Raw genomic sequence first — 18,340 nt, 5'->3', positions numbered from 1 at the left:
GAATAAACAATCAATTTATTGAAATGAATTGGGAGTTTGTTTAAATATTATAAATTGGGGAGATTATGATTTATGGCTAACACAAATAGAAAAAGCAAAAAAATGTCAGATGCTAAATGCGTCAAAACAAGACAGGTATATCCACAAGATACCAATCATCATCACACAATGTTCGGTGGAACTTTAATGGCAAATATAGATGAAATAGCTGCTATTACTGCTATGAAGCACGCTGGGAACCCAGTTGTTACTGCATCAACAGATTCTGTTGACTTTTTAAGACCTATTACAACAGGAGATATTTTATCATATGAAGCAATGGTTTCTTATGCTGGAACAAGTTCGATGGAGATATGTGTTCAAATTGTTATTGATGATGTTTATAAGAACGAGCGCCATTTGGCTGCTTTAAGTTTTTTAACTTTTGTAGCATTAGATAGTGATGGAAAGCCAACATCAGTACCTGATGTTGAACCTGAAACATCTGTAGAAAAATGGTTCCATGAAACTGCACCACAACGTGTTGCTAGACGTAAAGAACGTCGTAAAGAAAGTATAGATACAATTGAATATTTATCTAGAGTTAGACATATCGAAAAGTAAGAATTTAGTAATTAATTTAAATGATAAGATAATATAAGTTTAACAATAAAGTTTTCTTTTTTAATAAAACAGTAACCACCCTATGATTGTTAAAAACAACATAGAGTGGTTACTGTTTGTTTATACCAAAATTTGTTACGAAAATATTTGATATTGATGCATTTTTTGTTCTTTTTTCTTGAAATCAGTATTTGGGTAATACATATTTTTAACTAAAACATTTGGACCAAGACAGTGATATTCTGCACAATGACAATTTAAAGATTGTGCAAGATCAGTGTTTAACCACTGGTTGAATACATCTGTCAATTTATCCTTTTGTATATTAGATATTGTACCATTTTCATCACCAAAGTCAGTCACAATAACATCGCCAGTAAATACATTAACATTCAAACGGCTACGACCATCAGGGTCATTTCTCATTGTAACATTCTTTGATTTTCTTAAACGTTGCAATAAATGTTGATCATATTCATCATTTAAACAAGGATAGATAGGTAGAGTACCAAACAACATCCATGTGTTTTCATCACGTATATCTAATAAATGATGAATAGCTTCTTTCATTTCTTTAAGAGATAATACATTTAATTGACTGGCAAAATCAGATGGATACATTGGGTGAATCTCATGACGGCTACATTTCATGTCATTTACCACTTCGTTATGTATTTTATTTAGATAAGGGACTGTGCTTTGATTAAGCATTGTTTCTGCCGAAACGAACATGCCTTGGTCTGATAAAGTGCTGGAATTTTCAAGCATTTGCTCATATAATTTCAACTTGGCTTTTAGAGGAGGTTGTTTTCTCATTGCACCAAAGCCAACATCAGTAAACTCTTGAATGGTTCCCCAATTATGTGAAATGTGCATAACATCTATGTATTCTGCAATATCTAAATACCGGTCTTGAGGTAAAGTTAAATTTGAATTCATTTGAACATAAATACCACGATGTTTGGCATACTTAAGTAGAGGCTTAACGACGTTTTTGATTGATTTTTTGGAAAACATGGGTTCTCCACCTGTAATAGACAATGTTCTTAAGTTAGGTATCTCGTCCAAACGTCGATAGATGATATCCATTGGAAGAGGATCAGGATCTTTAGTTTGTAAAGTGTAACCAACTGCACAATGACTGCAACGCATATTACATAAATTTGTAGTTGTAAATTCTATATTACTCAATGTTAATTGGTTATGTTCTAAAATATCATTGTATGCTTCCCATGGGTCATTGTTGATAGAAATAGGGGATTTGTTTGATATTATCATAATTTATTACTCCTAAAATTAAAAAATTTCCATCTACTTTGTTTTGATTATGTGCAAAATGTACAATGAATATTATTATGATTATATCGCTTTTTGTCAAATTCTGTTAGGATAATATTATCGTAGTAAATACAAGTAAAAAGGAGTTCCAATATTTAATGAGTGAACAGCAAACGATTGATCAAATTAAAACACGATTAAACAAATTTATTGAAGACATTGATCACGTAAATCCGGATGAGGTACGTGTAGAAGATATTGATGAGTGGATTGGTTTACTTGATCAGTTGGAAGAAAAAGTGAAACAAGTTTCAAAATAATTATTTAGGAAGTCTAGGACATCAATCACAATCCTAGACTTTCTTAACGTATAACCACTGAATAATTAAAACATAAAAGTTTTCCATATAATTTAGTATTGGGGTCCCAACAAAGAGAATTTCAGAGAGAAATTCAACAAGCAAAGCAAGTTGGGGTTGGAGAATGACAATGTAATAATACTAATAAGTTTAGCTCTTTTTTAATTTGGAAAATTTAGCAATAGATGTTTAACACCCTATTTTTTTGTCTATACTATATTTAGATTGAAAAACAGATAAATGAAAGGTGATGTCAAATTATGACAAAAAAAGTAGCAATTATTCTAGCAGATGAATTTGAAGATATAGAATTAACAAGTCCTAAAGAAGCATTAGAAAATGCTGGATTTGAAACAGAAGTGATTGGTGATACAGCTAACCATGAAGTTGTTGGTAAGCACGGTGAGAAAGTCACTGTTGATGTTAGCATTGCTGATGCCAAACCAGAAGACTATGATGCATTATTAATTCCTGGTGGATTTTCACCTGACCACTTACGTGGTGATGAAGAAGGTCGCTATGGTACTTTTGCTAAGTATTTCACTAAAAATGATGTTCCAACATTTGCAATTTGTCACGGTCCATTAGTATTAGTTGATACTGACGATTTAAAAGGACGTACAATTACGGGTGTTATTAACGTACGCAAAGATTTATCAAATGCTGGTGCGAATGTTGTAGATGAATCAGTAGTGGTAGACAACAACATTGTAACAAGTCGTGTACCTGATGATTTAGATGACTTCAATAGAGAAATTGTAAAAAAATTAGAAGCATAAATCGTAATTTATAATGAGCTAATCTGCACTCATTATTTTGATTTTAAATTATTGATTAAGACTGTTGTTAAAGTCTTTGACTTTCTCAACAGTCTCTTTTTTATGGCATTAAATATATGATTAAAAACTGAATTTTGACAGCTAAATGATATCTTGGAAATGTCAACTTGAGTATAAATGAATAAATTATACTTTTGACTTTACTTAAGTCTTAGAACTATTGCTACACCTTGGGACTGATTTTTTAACTTAACTATAGCTAAACGGTTAAACAATTGGTAAACTCACTTTAAAAGGGTGAGTTTGAGAAAAGGAGAAAACCCATGAAAAGAAGCGATAAATATACGGCTGATTATATTGAACAACGTTATGAGTCTCAACGACCTCATTACAATACGTATTATCAACCAATAGGGAAACCACCGAAAAAGAAAAAAAGTAAAAAAATTTTCTTAAAAGCAATTATCACTATATTAATTTTATTGATTATATTTTTTGGTGTCATGTACTTTATTTCTTCAAGAGCAAATGTAGATGATTTAAAATCAATAGAAAATAAAAGTGATTTTGTTGCTACCGAAAATATGCCTAACTATGTAAAAGGCGCATTTATTTCAATAGAGGATGAGCGTTTCTATAAACATCATGGCTTTGATATAAAAGGAACGACAAGGGCATTGTTTTCAACTATTAGCGATAGAGATGTGCAAGGTGGAAGTACAATTACGCAACAAGTTGTAAAGAATTATTATTACGATAATGAACGATCCTTTACAAGAAAAATCAAAGAATTGTTTGTAGCGCGTAAAGTTGAAAAGCAATACAGTAAAAATCAAATTTTAAGTTTTTATATGAATAATATTTATTATGGTGATAATCAATATACTGTAGAAGGTGCTGCAAATCATTATTTTGGTGTAACGGTAGATAAAAACAATTCAAATATGAGTCAGATTAGTGTGTTACAAAGTGCCATATTAGCAAGCAAAGTAAATGCGCCAAGTGTGTATGACGTAAATGATATGTCGAATAATTACATCAATAGAGTTAAAACCAATTTAGAGAAAATGAAACAACAAAATTTTATTAGTGAATCACAATATCAAGAAGCTATGTCTCAACTTGGAAATTAAACGACAAACAAATAAAGATGATATAAATATATTGGTATTAGTTTATAGAAGCAATACTTTTATTAACTATTTAATGATGATGTTGTGTCAATCTTTTAAAACATTTTGAGTCGATAGCTAAATAAATTTGAAGGAGTAGGACAGGATGAAATCTGTTTTACTTCTTTTTTATTGCATAAAGTAAATATATAAAATTCAAAGTCTTTTATGAAACATCTAATGATGTGTAATAATATATGTAAGAAAAAACGTTTGAATATAGAAGTAGGGATAGTAAAATGCCAAAGGTAACTAAAATAGAAGTACAAAAAAAGAATAAAGAACGCTTTAATCTCTTTTTAGATGGAGAATTTGAAATGGGAATAGATATTGATACACTAGTTAAATTTAACTTAAAAAAAGATCAAATACTTGAACCGTCAGATATGCAGAACATTCAAGAATATGATCACTACCGTCGAGGTGTTAATCTCGCAATTCAATACTTGTCTTATAAGAAACGTACTGAAAGAGAAGTTATACAGTATTTAGAAAAAAACGATATTCAAAGTAATGCTATTCAAGATGTCATTGACTATTGCTATAAGGAAAAGTTTATTGATCATGAAGATTACGCAGAAAGTTTAAAAAATACCATGATACATACTACAGATAAAGGGCCAGAAATATATAGACAAAAACTCTACCAATTAGGTATTGAAGTTACGATTATTGAAAAATATGTCAAAGCATATGAACAACAACAACCATTAGATGACGTTATTAAAGTTGGTAAAAAAGTGATGAAGTCTAAAAAAGGCCCTGAAGCAAAGGTAAAGCAAAAAGTAACACAGTCACTTCTCCAAAAAGGATATAATCTTGAAACGATTCAACTAGTTATGAATGAAATAGATTTTTCTCAAGACGAAGAAACATTAGACCATTTATTGCAACGTGATTTAGAGAAAGTCTATAATAAAAATTGTAAAAAATATGACAGTGATAAAAGTGTTATTAAAACCATAGAGGCACTTATGAGAAAAGGCTATAATTATGATAAAATTAAATCTAAATTAGAAGAAAGTGGTATATCGTATGAATAAAAAGAAAATGAGTGAAATGTCCGAGCAAGAACTTAGACATGAAATACAATTATTTAAAGAAAAAATGCGTAAAGCAGAGATGAATGGCATTATGAATGAATATGATGTTTATCAAAGTAAAGTGATTATAGCAGAAAGCTATCTAGTGGATCGCAATAAAATTGAACCTGGAAAAATCTATAAACTCAATGATGGTAGTAAACAGTACTTTAAAGTAGAACGACTCAAGGGTGTATTTGCATGGGGGTTTAGAATAAACAGTAGTGAACCTGAGGAAGGTCTACCATTAGCATTATTAAAATTTTAGAAGGATGTATAATTGATGGGAAGCTCAATAGTTTTAAAATTACTCAAGGTAACACATTACTATAGAAATCATAGTTCAAAAAAATGGTATCGACCATTGGGTTATGATGCCGAGGACATCAACCTAAATAATATTTCTTTGCACATTTATCAAGGTGAAGCATTAGGTATAATCGGTGAACCTGGATCTTCTAAAACTTTGATTGGTCGAATTTTAAGTGGTTCAGTGAAACCTGATAAAGGTAAGGTTGTTCGAACTAAAAACTTGTATTTCGGTGATATTGATGATCGAAAGATTAATAATTTAACTGTGAGCCAATATGTGAGCGAACTCGTACAACTTTTTCCTTATGAAGTAACTGAGCATAAAGTTGAACAAATTATTCATTGGGCACATTTAGGTGATCACATAGAGGAAAAGGTTTCTAATTTAAGCGAAAAATCATACGCACAACTTTTACTTAGTATTGCACGTTCTTCAAAAAACGATATTATCATCTTAAATCACGTTTTATCACATTTAGATGAAACATTTATAGAAAGAGCTTCCATTTTATCAACAGATTATATTGAAGCAAATAAAACTCTAGTCTTAATCGATAATGATATAGAAAAGATAAGTAAAACAAGCAACTACATAACATGGATATCACATGGCCAGATACGCAAGGAAGGTTCTCTAAATCAGGTGTTACCAACTTTTAGAGAACATGAAAAAGATCGTAATAGTTTAAAATCAGAAATGGAAATTGAGAACTTTGATTATGATTGGAAGAAGAATCGATCTCGGATTCCTGAAATGACTTATAATTTCAAAAGAATAGAACGTTATAATCATGCTAAGCCACCAAAATTTCTAGTGAGATTTTGGACATTATTTGTCAGCTTTTTGATGGGGCTTGTTTTAATGACTGTACTTTTCTTTAATAACTTAGGTATGGTCAAACTAGGGAATATTAATACTCAAGCATCCATACAGAATCAGAATAAAGATACTTACGAAGAAAAACTTGCATATGGATTAGCATTAGATGGATCAGTTACTTTAAACGGGTCTAAAAATTTAAAAGTACCTAAGTATAGTTTAATTACAATTACGGGTGAAAATAACAAAAGGTACCGCGTCGAATTGAATCAAAGGACATATAGTATTAGTAAAAATCAAGTGTTTTATTTCAATCCAGCTGGGTTATACGAATCTCATACTTTTAAGAAATTATCACCTTATATAAAATCAAATTATAGTACTTACGTAGAGTACTTTAACAGTCACTTACATCAAAAACATGATAAAGTAACAGAAACGCTTAGACCTGATAAAGATAAACAGTATGTTGTACCGATCACGCAACAACCTATAAAAATGATATTTGGTGATAATGATAAACTGTCTGGATTTGTTATTCCAATGACAAATAAAACGGAATTGAAAAAAACATTTAATATCACGAAGGATGTATGGATTACAAAAAATGGAAGCGGTTATTTTATCGCTGACATGAAAGAAGAAAAATGGATTTATATTGAATTGTAGGTGTGAAAATGATAGATAATTTAATTGTATATATTAAAAACTTACCACATCTTTTTAGTTTTTGTACTCAAAGGCTTAAGCAAACATGGAAGTGGTTTGCAATTAGCCTAATTATAGGACTAGTAATTATTCTAGCATTAGAAGGATTTTTTAATTTTAACCATACTACTGATATTGTTCAAGTGCGTTGGTTATTCAGAATTTCATCACTCATCATATTCAGCATAATTATACAATCTATTTATATAGCTTATAAGTACTATATCAGAGATTTCGTTGTCATGAAGTCATTTCATATATCTGCTGTCACACCTACTATAGTTATAGCGATGTTAGGTTTAATAACAATACTTATTCTGGGTATAGTTATTATTATCCTTAAGCCTGTGAATTTTGAAGCATCAATACTTTCATTTTTATATTATTTAGTAATTATAGCCATTTTTATCAGTGTGACTTCGATAATGTTGGGCTTACTGAATTATGCAATTAAACATGTAAAACTGATATTTATTATAGTAAGTGCTATCAGTTTCTTTATGGTTCCAATTACATACATCCCTAAGACAAATTTAAATGTGATTAATCATATTATGATGTTAAATCCTCTGTATTATTTCGTAAATGGTAGTTCGCAAGCAATAGTATTTGGTACAGTCAGTATGAGCAATTTACCTTATCATTTATATATTATTATTTTAATTGGAATCATGTGTGTGATTAATTATGCGCTTGTGCGTCACATAGCATTTGATAAATATCAAAGCCAATCTAACCAAAAGAGTTATTCAAAAGAGAAAAAGAATAAAGAAAAGGAACGTTGAAACGTAAATTTAGATAAATAAATAGTTCAATAAAGTGTACGATATTTTATTAAATTAAGAATGCCTCAGACATCAATTAAAGTCTGAGGCATTCTTAATTTATAGGCAGTCGATGGCTAAATTGAAATTCTTTCATATCAAGTTTTCTTCAATATTAGCATCGTAGTTAATACGAATTTTGTAACACTCAAATATATTATGAAAATAATTTACGTTGTAATTTATCTTCGCTAAATACCCACCCAATATAAGAGTGATCAATTTCATTTTCATGTGTTAAATGTGCAATAGCTACAAAAGAATAACGACCTTTATTTAAGTATCTTAAATCCATAAGTCGAATTTCCGTTGTGCCATCATCTAATGGCGTAGTTTGCCAACGATAAATTGAAGAAAAGTTTAAAAATGTATAAATATCTTTATTACCTTTAACTTTCCATAATATCGAATCAGGAGTCATAGACTGGCGTTTAACTTTATCAGTGAAAACTACATTTTTCCATTTGGAAACACCGACATAATCATGCTTATCTGTTTGTATTGCGACCCGCCATACATGAAATTTCATTGTTGGAGCTACGAATACTTTTACTGGTGTATGCGATTGCTCAATTTTTTGAAGTGCTTGTTTTCTAATTGCTGCTTGCATCTTAAATCTTACAATATAATAGCCTATGAGAATTAATATGATTGGAAAGAAAACAATATATGGATGAATACCTAATATCCACAATAAGACACCGATACTTAAAATAATAAATATTATCGGATCAAAGGTATTAATCACGCTTAATTGAATCCATTTGTTAGTTATGGGACGCAATGCTTGAGTACCATAAGAATTAAAAATATCTACAAAGACATGTAAAAACACTGCTAGTTGTGCCCACAACCATACATGTAAGGGGTTCGTGTGACTAAATATTACAAATATAAAAAATGTAATTAATATAGGCCATAATATTGTAAAAGGTAATGAATGTGTAATTCCTCTGTGATGTGAAATATATGTCGCATTATCCTTTAGTTTCAGTACGGTGTCACCGTCTGGTATTAAAGAACCTGCGATTAAAGTCGTCGCAGTAGCAGCAAATGATCCTGCCATAACTGGATCTTGCGTTGCTAAAGCTGTAAGACCCACACCCATAACGATATGTGTGGCTGTGTCCATAATTGCTCACTCTTTTCTTCTTTGTTTAATATATATTATAATCTAAAAGTTGAAATAACAAAATTAACTTACTTTAAATAAACATATACTAAGTAATGTAATATAGAGTCATGTTAAAGTTAACATAAGAATGCTTTTAATAATACATTCTTATGAAACTAATAGAGAGGGAAGGTTTTATGTATCTAGAAAATTCTTTTAAAAAAGATATTGAAGATTGGTTTCATAAAAATCAAAGAGATATGCCTTGGAGAGAAACGACTAATCCTTATTATATTTGGCTAAGTGAAGTGATGTTACAACAGACGCAAGTAAACACTGTTATAGATTACTACTATAGATTTATACATAGGTTCCCTACAATTCAGTCGTTGAGCGAAGCTAGTGAAGATGAAGTGTTGAAGTATTGGGAAGGTTTAGGCTATTATAGCAGAGCGCGTAATTTCCATACTGCCGTAAAAGAAGTTAATAATAATTATGATGGTGAGGTACCATACGATCCTGAAACATTTAAAAAGTTAAAAGGTGTGGGTCCATATACTCAGGCGGCGGTCATGAGTATAGCTTTCAACCATCCTTTAGCAACTGTCGATGGTAATGTTTTTAGAGTATGGTCACGATTAAACAATGACTATCGTGATATAAAGTTACAGTCTACTCGAAAAGCATTCGAACAAGAATTACACCCATATGTGTTGAAGGATGCGGGAACATTTAATCAAGCGATGATGGAGCTAGGGGCGTTAGTATGTACTCCAAAATCACCATTGTGTTTGTTTTGTCCTATTCAAGAACACTGTGAGGCATTTCATATGGGGACTGCACAAGAATTACCAGTGAAAACTAAAAGTTTAAATAAAAAAAACGTTGAGCAAAAAGTTTTTCTGATTCGTAATGATAATGGTCAATATTTACTTGAAAAGCGTAAAGAAAAACTTCTTAACGGTATGTGGCAATTTCCAATGAGAGAACAAACAAATGCAAACGATGTGATATCTGATGATTTAGGAAAAAGAATCGAAACAATTAACGAACCAGTATTTAAATTAAAACATCAATTTACCCATCTTACATGGGATATTGAAGTATACAATGTTACAGCACCTCTTAATATACAGGAGAATGATTTACCTCAACAAATGACGTGGTTTAATTTAGATGATAGGGATCAGTATACATTTCCCGTACCAATGGATAAAATATATAAGTTTATTGAAGGTTAATTTATAAACATCAATCTCATATGCCACTTATAAATGATAGGTTAATCAAGCATATTAAAATATGATATAATCTAAATGGTTAAATACGATAAAGGTGGTGTGGAGTATGGTAAAGGAATCCATACCTAAAGAAGGAGAAAATATTAAGATTCAAAGTTATAAACATGATGGTAATATTCATCGTGTCTGGTCAGAAACCACAATTTTAAAGGGAACAGAACATGTGATTATTGGTGGTAATGATCACACTTTAGTAACTGAAAGTGACGGGCGTACATGGATTACTCGAGAACCAGCAATTGTATACTTTCATTCTGAATATTGGTTTAATGTTATTTGTATGTTTAGAGAAGATGGTATTTATTATTATTGTAATTTATCTTCGCCTTTTGCATGTGACGAAGAAGCTTTAAAATATATTGACTATGATTTAGATATCAAAGTTTATCCGAACGGAAAATATCATTTACTTGATGAAGATGAGTACGAGCAACATATGAACCAAATGAATTACCCTCATGATATCGATATTATTTTAAGAAGAAATGTTGATATTTTACAACAATGGATAGAACAAAAAAAGGGACCTTTTGCTCCTGACTTTATAAAAGTATGGAAAGAACGTTATAAAAAAATTAGAGATTATTAAGCAAAATAGATGTAAATAAGATTAAAATAATTTATATTGTAAAAGTAATCTATAAAAATTCATAAATGAAGTGTAACAACAATGATAATTTGTTAGTTCATCTTTCTAACTTAATATCTGATAGAGTGTCTTCGTGTATTAGAGGTTGAGACATTAACATTTGTATCTTTTATTTTTAAAGTGTATACAAATGCAATGTGCCAACCTCTCTTCATTTTCAAATTATTAGGAGGGAAGGCGCATGATAAAACGATATTTAAAGTTTGTAAAACCTTATAGATATCGTATTATTGCAACAATTATAGTAGGAATTATTAAATTCGGTATTCCCATGCTCATACCTTTATTGATTAAATATGCTATAGATGGCGTGATTAATAATCATTCGCTTACAAATCAAGAAAAATTTAGTCACCTTGGTGTAGCAATAGGAATTGCATTATTTATATTCTTAATTGTTCGTCCGCCGATTGAGTTTATTAGACAATATTTAGCTCAATGGACAAGTAATAAAATACTATATGATATTCGTAAACAATTGTATAATCATTTGCAAGCACTAAGTGCTCGCTTTTATGCAAATAATCAAGTCGGTCAAGTCATTTCAAGAGTGATTAATGACGTCGAACAAACAAAAGACTTCATTCTTACTGGATTGATGAATATCTGGCTTGACTGTATAACGATTATTATTGCACTTTCTATTATGTTCTTCCTTGATGTAAAATTGACGTTTGCTGCTATTTTTATTTTTCCATTTTATATTTTAACTGTTTATTTTTTCTTTGGAAGATTACGTAAACTTACACGTGTGCGCTCACAAGCTCTAGCAGAAGTACAAGGCTTCTTACATGAGCGGGTTCAAGGAATGTCTGTTATTAAAAGTTTTGCTATTGAAGACAATGAAGCGAAAAATTTTGATAACCATAACAAAAACTTTTTACAACGAGCCTTCCAACATACAAGATGGAACGCGTATTCTTTTGCTGCTATTAATACTGTTACAGATTTAGGTCCAATAATTGTGATTGGCGTGGGTTCATATTTAGCAATTACCGGGTCGATTACTGTCGGAACTCTAGCAGCATTTGTCGGTTATCTAGAACAATTATTTGGACCACTTAGAAGACTAGTATCTTCATTTACTACACTTACACAAAGTTTTGCATCTATGGACAGAGTATTTCAATTAATGGATGAGGATTACGACATCAAAAATGGCATTGGAGCACAGCCAATTAAAATCAGTGAGGGTCAAATTGATTTAAAACATGTGAGTTTCAAATATAATGAAAATGAAAAAGAAGTATTACACGATATTAATTTAACAATTAACAAAGGTGAAACTGTAGCTTTTGTAGGTATGAGTGGTGGTGGAAAATCTACTTTGATTAATCTTATACCAAGATTTTATGATGTGACTCAAGGTGAAATACTTATCGATCATCATAATGTTAAAGAGTTCCTAACTGGTAGTTTGAGGAATCAAATAGGCTTAGTACAACAGGATAATATTCTTTTTTCTGATACTGTTAAGGAGAATATTTTGTTGGGTAGGCCTGATGCGACTGATGATGAAGTCGTAGAAGCTGCAAAAATGGCGAATGCCCATGATTTTATTTCAAACTTACCGAATGGATATGATACTGAAGTAGGGGAACGTGGAGTTAAATTATCAGGTGGACAAAAACAAAGGTTGTCAATTGCACGTATCTTTTTAAATAATCCTCCTGTTTTAATATTAGATGAAGCAACAAGTGCATTGGATTTAGAGAGTGAAGCAATTATTCAAGAAGCACTTGATGTTTTAAGTAAGGATAGAACAACATTAATTGTTGCACATCGTTTATCGACAATTACTCATGCAGATAGGATAGTTGTAATGGAAAATGGACGAATTGTTGAGACTGGCACACACCAACAATTAATTAATAAACGCGGTGCATATGAGCATCTTTATAGTATTCAAAATTTATAAAACATTGAAAATGCCTGAGACTGTTGTTGTCTCAGGCATTTTTGTACTGTTGGCAGTTATTAAAAATAAGAACTATTTTACCTATAGTCAAAACTGCTAGCTAGAAGAATTTCACTGATTAATACAATAAAATTCTGAGTTACCTTTTTATTATAAGTCAAAGTCCTCCTCTGAAATGTCTATATCAGTATCAGAACGGTGATAGGTAAAGAAACTTAAACGGATGCGATCTAAGTGTTCAAGTTGATATCTGTATTCTTCAATTTCAGCAATAATTTGCATCATATTACTATAAGAATATTGCGTCTGATGTGGGTTTTTAATTAATTCTTGCTGAAAAGCATCCATCAAGTTTTTCTTCTGAGGATTGTCAACTTCATAATCTAGTTGAGTGACATCATATCTAGCTTTTTTTGATAAACTCTTAAATATTTGTTCATGTAAAGTAACTAATGAATCAAGTTCTAATTTGATTTGTAAAAGTAATTGATTATTTAGTTGATATAAATCATTTTGATATCGTGACATTCGTTTTAGCACTTCATATGCTTGTCTAGTCGTTCTAACTACTTCTCTAAATAGTATTTTTTTTCTATTTTGTTGATAAATATGTTTTTTTGTTAATGGTCTTTCTTCATTGTAATAGTCGAAAATCTTTTCTAATTTATTGATGCGTGAGTTTAGTTGATCACCATCCTGTTTAATATTATGAAATTCTGATGTGTCATTGAGTACAAGTTTAAACCACACAAATATATCAGAAGAAATATTCATTGAATTATAATAAATTTTTGTTTCAAACTTAGGAGGTAAAAAAATTAGATTGACAATAGAAGAACTCAATACACCAATCATCACTAGTACAAATCTAAAAAATGCAACAACATAGAAAGAACCAGTATGTTGCCCCATAATTATAAGAGCAGTTACGCTTGCAAGTGTTGCTACATGAGCTAGATTAAATTGGAACAAAATTGCAATGAGTAAAATAACGGTAACACCCATGATAATGAAATTATTACTGAATATCGTTACCATTGTTACTGCAAGTAGTGCACCAATCACATTACCAATAGCTTGTTCAGAAACAGTTTTGATTGAGCGATAAACACTCGGTTGCATGGCAACTACTGCACTGACACCCGCTAACGTTTTTAGACCAATATTATCAGGAAGTAAAGAAGCGATAGACATAGCTAAGATAATGGCTATACCAGTTTTGAAAATCCGAGCTCCAAGTCTCAAATTAAATGCTCCTTTTAATTATTTTGAGTAAAAATAATACTCTTATTCATTATTGTTATACACCCCTGAACTTAAATAATCAAGTTTATCTATATGCAATTTGGTTTTTAGATGCAAAAAGTTAAGAAATTAAGCCAATAGTTTTATTTTGTACTTTAAAAACTATTAAATTTTATGAACTATCATAAATTTTGCTCAGGAAAAGTGAAAACGTAAATTTCAATTAAATTTTCAACAGTTAATCCATAATTGAACATAAAAAGAACTTGAACACATACTTAAAGTGTCAAGTTCTCATACTGTAGGTTATTTCATTTTACTAAATGCATAATCAGCTGCTTCTAGTGTGCGATCGATATCTTCTTCAGTATGTTCTGTAGTTAAGAACCATGCTTCAAATTTAGAAGGTGCGAGATTAATGCCTTGGTTCAACATTAATTTAAAGAATTGAGCGAATGCATCTCCATCAGAGTTTTCAACTTGTTCATAATGCGTAACTTTTTCATTTGTGAAATACAATGTCAGTGAGCCATAGATTCTATTTATTGTTGCTGTAATTTGATGCTTATCTATTAATTTTTGTAACCCTTCTTCAAGACGACGTCCTAATTGATTAAGTTTATCATAAACACCTTCTTGTTCAAGTACCTCTAATAAAGCAATACCTGCTCTCATTGATAACGGGTTACCGGCCATTGTTCCCGCTTGATAGGCTGGACCTAGTGGTGCAACGTGCTCCATAATATCTTGTCGACCACCATAGCCTCCAATTGGTAAACCACCGCCAACAATCTTACCAAAAGCTGTGAGATCTGGTTTAACATTTAACAAATCTTGAGCTGCACCATAATGGAAACGAAAAGCAGTGATAACTTCATCATAGATAACTAATGTTCCATTGTCATGAGAAATTTTATTTACTTCTTCTAAGAAGCCTGGTTGTGGCATAACCATCCCAAAATTACCCACAATCGGCTCTACTAATACTGCTGCAATATCGTCTTTCCAATAATCAATAGCTTCTCTATATGATTCTATATCATTAAACGGTACTGTAATAACCTCTTGTGCAACACTTTGGGGGACACCAGCAGAATCCGGAGAACCAAGTTGAGAAGGTCCACTTCCAGCTGCCACTAAAACTAAATCAGAATGACCATGATAAGAACCTGCAAACTTAATAATTTTGTTTCTTTTAGTATAAGCACGAGCAACTCTAATTGTTGTCATAACTGCTTCAGTACCAGAGTTTACGAAACGGATCTTTTCTAAAGAAGGAACTGCTTCTCTAAGTTTTTTTGAGAATTTTATTTCTAATTCAGTAGGTGTACCATAAAGTACACCTTTTGCTGCTTGATCTTGGATAGCTTCGGTGATATGTGGATGTGCATGACCAGTTATTATTGGTCCATAAGCTTGTAGATAGTCGATATATTTATTACCATCTACATCATATAGGTAAGCACCATGACCTTCTTTCATTACTACTGGTGCCCCACCACCTACTGCTTTATATGACCGTGAAGGTGAATTCACACCTCCTAAAATATATTCATTAGAAAGTTGCTGAAGACGTTCGCTTTCAGTAAATTTCATATCTATCAACCTCTTTTTATTTAATATTTTCAATTAATATCGTATCATAAAATCAACACAATTAAGAAATAGGTGAGTATATGATTAGTAAAGGTGAACAATTTCCTTCTTTTTCTTTAGAAAATCAAGATGGTAATTTTATTTCAAATGAAACAATTAAAGGTCGTAAAACAATTCTTTATTTTTATCCAAGAGATAATACACCAACGTGTACTACTGAAGCTTGTGAATTTAGAGATCACATTGAAGATTTTAATCAACTTGATGTAGATATATATGGAATAAGTGCAGACTCTAAAAAGAAACATCAAAATTTTATAAAAAAACATCAATTGAATTTTGACTTACTTGTAGATAAAGATTATCTACTTGCTAATAAAGTAGGGGTTTACCAATTGAAAAAATCATTTGGCAAGGAGAATATGGGGATTGTAAGAACAACATTTATTCTCGATGAAAATGGTAACATTATTGATGTGATTGAAAATGTAAAGGTAAAAACGCAAATTGAAACAATAAAAAATATTCTGGAGGGTTAATTTTGAAAATTGTTAGCTTAAATAGATTAAATGAAATAGAAAACGAATTAAGAAAACAATTTCCAAACGAAGAATTTAAATTTTATGACAAAGCTATAAATATCCCAATCAATGATAGAAAAACTATGGACATTTTAATAGGTTATGATGGCAAAATAGATCGTCACTTTATCGAACATTGTATCAACCTTAAATGGATTGCATGGTTTGCAACAGGTGTAAATAATTTACCGTTAAATTATATTAAAGAGCGAGATATCATTCTAACAAATGGTAAAGGTATACAAGCTAAACAAGTTTCTGAATATATAATGACATTCATTTTGGATGATTATAAAAAAATGAAAACTTCCTATAGAAATCAAATTGAAAAAAATTATGACTCCAGAATTACTGGTAAAAGATTAAACGAAGAGACTTTATTGTTATTGGGAACAGGTGCGATTGCACAAAGGGCTGCTTATTTAGCCAAAGCTTTTGGAATGAAAGTGATAGGGGTTAGTAAGTCAGGAAAAAATGTTGAACAATTTGATGAAGTATATACAATTGAAGAGTTAGATAATGTTATTGAAAAGGCGAATATTATTGTTAATGCATTACCTGAAACTGAAGAAACAATTCACTTATTAAAAAGAAAACATTTCATACAAATCAACAATAATGTTTTATTTATAAATGTAGGAAGGGGAACAATTGTTGATGAGGAAATGCTCATCAATGTACTCAAGGATCGATTAATCAGACATGCTTATTTGGATGTTTTTGAAAAAGAACCACTTAGTAAGGATAATCCTTTATATGATTTAGACAATGTGACTATAACTGCTCATATTACAGGTAATGATTCTAATAATAATAGAGAAGCTACGGATATTTTCAAAAAGAATCTTGAGCATTTTCTCAATAATTATGATGTAATTGAGAATAAAGTAGACTTAGATTATGGTTACTAATTGAAAATAGCAAGTATTTATTGACATTTATTTATAGCAACAGTTATATTAATATTAAGTAATAATAATTATTATTTAGAAAGATGGTGAAAAAAGTGAGTGCGGAACTTGAATCTATTGATCATGAACTTGAAGAGTCCATTGCGTCATTAAGACAAGCGGGCGTTCGTATTACACCCCAAAGACAAGCAATTATGCGCTATCTTATATCTTCACATTCACATCCAACAGCAGATGAAATATATCAAGCACTTTCACCTAAATTTCCTAATATAAGTGTTGCTACTATCTATAATAATCTAAGAGTATTTAAAGATATTGGTATAGTCAAAGAGTTAACATATGGTGATTCATCTAGTAGGTTTGATTTTAATACACATAATCACTACCACATTATATGTGAAAAATGTGGTAAAATCGTTGACTTCCATTATCCACAATTGGATGAAGTAGAGCAATTAGCTCAACATGTAACAGATTTTGATGTTACTCATCATCGGATGGAAATATATGGAGTATGTAAAGATTGCAAAGAAGAAGAAAATTGATGAAAGTAAGTTCATAGAAGCAAAATAAAAATTTAGTCATTATTGATACTTTTGTGAAGTTTTATTGAGATAAAATAATGATGAAATAGTATGACTGTTTAGCAATTTCATATAATTAATCGTATATAAGTAGTAGGGGCTGTAATAATTTGTACAGCCTCTTTTTTTTACATAAGACTTCGTATTGCATATGTACAAAACGAAAGTATTTACACTATATAATTATAATGTACTATATGTAGATATATATTCACTCATTAAGTAAATTTTAACTTAAAAAATCAACAATAAATATTGACGTTACGTTTATATCTTGATACTATATAAAAGTCGTCAAAAGCAGTTTAATTAATTGAAAAGAAAAAGTTAAGAACTTTAAAATTTAGTTAACAAAGTGTAATTTTGACTATTGAAATTAAAATCAATACATTATAAAATGTTATTTGTTGAATTAATTAAGAATCGACAAGGAATAAAATATAAATTAATTCTTGACTTAATAAATTCTATTTGTTACAATAGTGTATTGTAAGTGTTAAA

Annotated in this window: 18 protein-coding genes; 14 read left to right on the top strand and 4 right to left on the bottom strand. The window is 30.4% G+C overall.

Annotated elements, in window-relative coordinates; translation table 11 throughout:
• Positions 1 to 72: 72 nt before the first annotated feature.
• Complete coding sequence (locus ACVBFA_RS04490; RefSeq protein ID WP_002447436.1) at positions 73 to 603, top strand: acyl-CoA thioesterase; 531 nt, start codon at positions 73 to 75, stop codon at positions 601 to 603.
• A gap of 135 nt (positions 604 to 738) precedes the next feature.
• Here the strand turns inward: ACVBFA_RS04490 and yfkAB are convergent, their stop codons facing one another.
• Complete coding sequence (gene yfkAB / locus ACVBFA_RS04485) at positions 739 to 1,881, bottom strand: radical SAM/CxCxxxxC motif protein YfkAB (RefSeq protein WP_002499517.1); 1,143 nt, start codon at positions 1,879 to 1,881, stop codon at positions 739 to 741.
• 158 nt (positions 1,882 to 2,039) lie between these two features.
• Here yfkAB and ACVBFA_RS04480 point away from each other — a divergent pair, with 158 nt between their 5' ends.
• The 7 genes from ACVBFA_RS04480 (at position 2,040) to ACVBFA_RS04450 (ending at position 7,898) form a co-directional block, all read left to right on the top strand.
• Complete coding sequence (locus tag ACVBFA_RS04480) at positions 2,040 to 2,201, top strand: SE1561 family protein (protein WP_001830395.1); 162 nt, start codon at positions 2,040 to 2,042, stop codon at positions 2,199 to 2,201.
• Between the two features lie 299 nt (positions 2,202 to 2,500).
• Entirely contained in the window at positions 2,501 to 3,019 is a 519-nt protein-coding gene (locus ACVBFA_RS04475; protein WP_002447434.1) for a type 1 glutamine amidotransferase domain-containing protein, read from the top strand.
• 323 nt (positions 3,020 to 3,342) lie between these two features.
• Positions 3,343 to 4,152, top strand: coding sequence for a monofunctional peptidoglycan glycosyltransferase SgtB (gene sgtB, locus ACVBFA_RS04470; RefSeq protein ID WP_126122245.1), 810 nt, complete (start codon positions 3,343 to 3,345; stop codon positions 4,150 to 4,152).
• 278 nt (positions 4,153 to 4,430) lie between these two features.
• The gene (gene recX, locus ACVBFA_RS04465; RefSeq protein ID WP_002487342.1) at positions 4,431 to 5,234 is read left to right on the top strand and encodes a recombination regulator RecX; all 804 of its coding nucleotides are present in this window, start codon (positions 4,431 to 4,433) and stop codon (positions 5,232 to 5,234) included.
• The gene (locus ACVBFA_RS04460; RefSeq protein ID WP_001830430.1) at positions 5,227 to 5,541 is read left to right on the top strand and encodes a YfhH family protein; all 315 of its coding nucleotides are present in this window, start codon (positions 5,227 to 5,229) and stop codon (positions 5,539 to 5,541) included. The genes recX and ACVBFA_RS04460 overlap by 8 nt, the downstream gene beginning before the upstream one ends.
• Positions 5,542 to 5,556: 15 nt before the next feature.
• Complete coding sequence (locus ACVBFA_RS04455) at positions 5,557 to 7,074, top strand: ATP-binding cassette domain-containing protein (protein WP_126122246.1); 1,518 nt, start codon at positions 5,557 to 5,559, stop codon at positions 7,072 to 7,074.
• 8 nt (positions 7,075 to 7,082) lie between these two features.
• Complete coding sequence (locus ACVBFA_RS04450) at positions 7,083 to 7,898, top strand: hypothetical protein (protein ID WP_002458541.1); 816 nt, start codon at positions 7,083 to 7,085, stop codon at positions 7,896 to 7,898.
• Positions 7,899 to 8,094: 196 nt separating this feature from the next.
• Here ACVBFA_RS04450 and ACVBFA_RS04445 read toward each other — a convergent pair whose 3' ends face one another.
• The gene (locus ACVBFA_RS04445; protein WP_002447429.1) at positions 8,095 to 9,069 is read right to left on the bottom strand and encodes a metal-dependent hydrolase; all 975 of its coding nucleotides are present in this window, start codon (positions 9,067 to 9,069) and stop codon (positions 8,095 to 8,097) included.
• A gap of 179 nt (positions 9,070 to 9,248) precedes the next feature.
• On the opposite strand from ACVBFA_RS04445, the gene mutY reads away from it, so the two are divergent.
• The 3 genes from mutY to ACVBFA_RS04430 all read left to right on the top strand — a co-directional run bounded on the left by mutY (position 9,249) and on the right by ACVBFA_RS04430 (position 12,919).
• On the top strand, positions 9,249 to 10,292 hold the full coding sequence (gene mutY, locus ACVBFA_RS04440) for an A/G-specific adenine glycosylase (protein WP_002487334.1): 1,044 nt from the start codon (positions 9,249 to 9,251) through the stop codon (positions 10,290 to 10,292).
• Positions 10,293 to 10,398: 106 nt separating this feature from the next.
• On the top strand, positions 10,399 to 10,941 hold the full coding sequence (gene ntdP / locus ACVBFA_RS04435) for a nucleoside tri-diphosphate phosphatase (RefSeq protein ID WP_001830384.1): 543 nt from the start codon (positions 10,399 to 10,401) through the stop codon (positions 10,939 to 10,941).
• A gap of 241 nt (positions 10,942 to 11,182) precedes the next feature.
• Positions 11,183 to 12,919, top strand: a complete 1,737-nt coding sequence (locus tag ACVBFA_RS04430) for an ABC transporter ATP-binding protein (protein ID WP_002447427.1) — start codon at positions 11,183 to 11,185, stop codon at positions 12,917 to 12,919.
• Between the two features lie 150 nt (positions 12,920 to 13,069).
• Here the strand turns inward: ACVBFA_RS04430 and ACVBFA_RS04425 are convergent, their stop codons facing one another.
• Together ACVBFA_RS04425 and ACVBFA_RS04420 are read right to left on the bottom strand one after the other, a co-directional pair.
• Entirely contained in the window at positions 13,070 to 14,164 is a 1,095-nt protein-coding gene (locus ACVBFA_RS04425; protein WP_002487302.1) for an FUSC family protein, read from the bottom strand.
• A 306-nt stretch (positions 14,165 to 14,470) separates the two neighbouring features.
• The gene (locus ACVBFA_RS04420; RefSeq protein ID WP_002490301.1) at positions 14,471 to 15,760 is read right to left on the bottom strand and encodes a glutamate-1-semialdehyde 2,1-aminomutase; all 1,290 of its coding nucleotides are present in this window, start codon (positions 15,758 to 15,760) and stop codon (positions 14,471 to 14,473) included.
• An 80-nt stretch (positions 15,761 to 15,840) separates the two neighbouring features.
• Between ACVBFA_RS04420 and bcp the strand changes: the two genes are divergently transcribed.
• The 3 genes from bcp (at position 15,841) to perR (ending at position 17,800) form a co-directional block, all read left to right on the top strand.
• The gene (bcp, locus tag ACVBFA_RS04415; protein ID WP_002447424.1) at positions 15,841 to 16,299 is read left to right on the top strand and encodes a thioredoxin-dependent thiol peroxidase; all 459 of its coding nucleotides are present in this window, start codon (positions 15,841 to 15,843) and stop codon (positions 16,297 to 16,299) included.
• 2 nt (positions 16,300 to 16,301) lie between these two features.
• Complete coding sequence (locus ACVBFA_RS04410; RefSeq protein WP_447158788.1) at positions 16,302 to 17,252, top strand: phosphoglycerate dehydrogenase; 951 nt, start codon at positions 16,302 to 16,304, stop codon at positions 17,250 to 17,252.
• Between the two features lie 95 nt (positions 17,253 to 17,347).
• Positions 17,348 to 17,800: a peroxide-responsive transcriptional repressor PerR gene (gene perR, locus ACVBFA_RS04405; protein WP_002458536.1), complete on the top strand. Its 453-nt coding sequence runs from the start codon at positions 17,348 to 17,350 to the stop codon at positions 17,798 to 17,800.
• The last annotated feature ends 540 nt before the right edge of the window (positions 17,801 to 18,340 follow it).

Source organism: Staphylococcus sp. MSU001, assembly GCF_052976705.1.
This window is presented reverse-complemented; position numbering and strand designations above follow the sequence as displayed.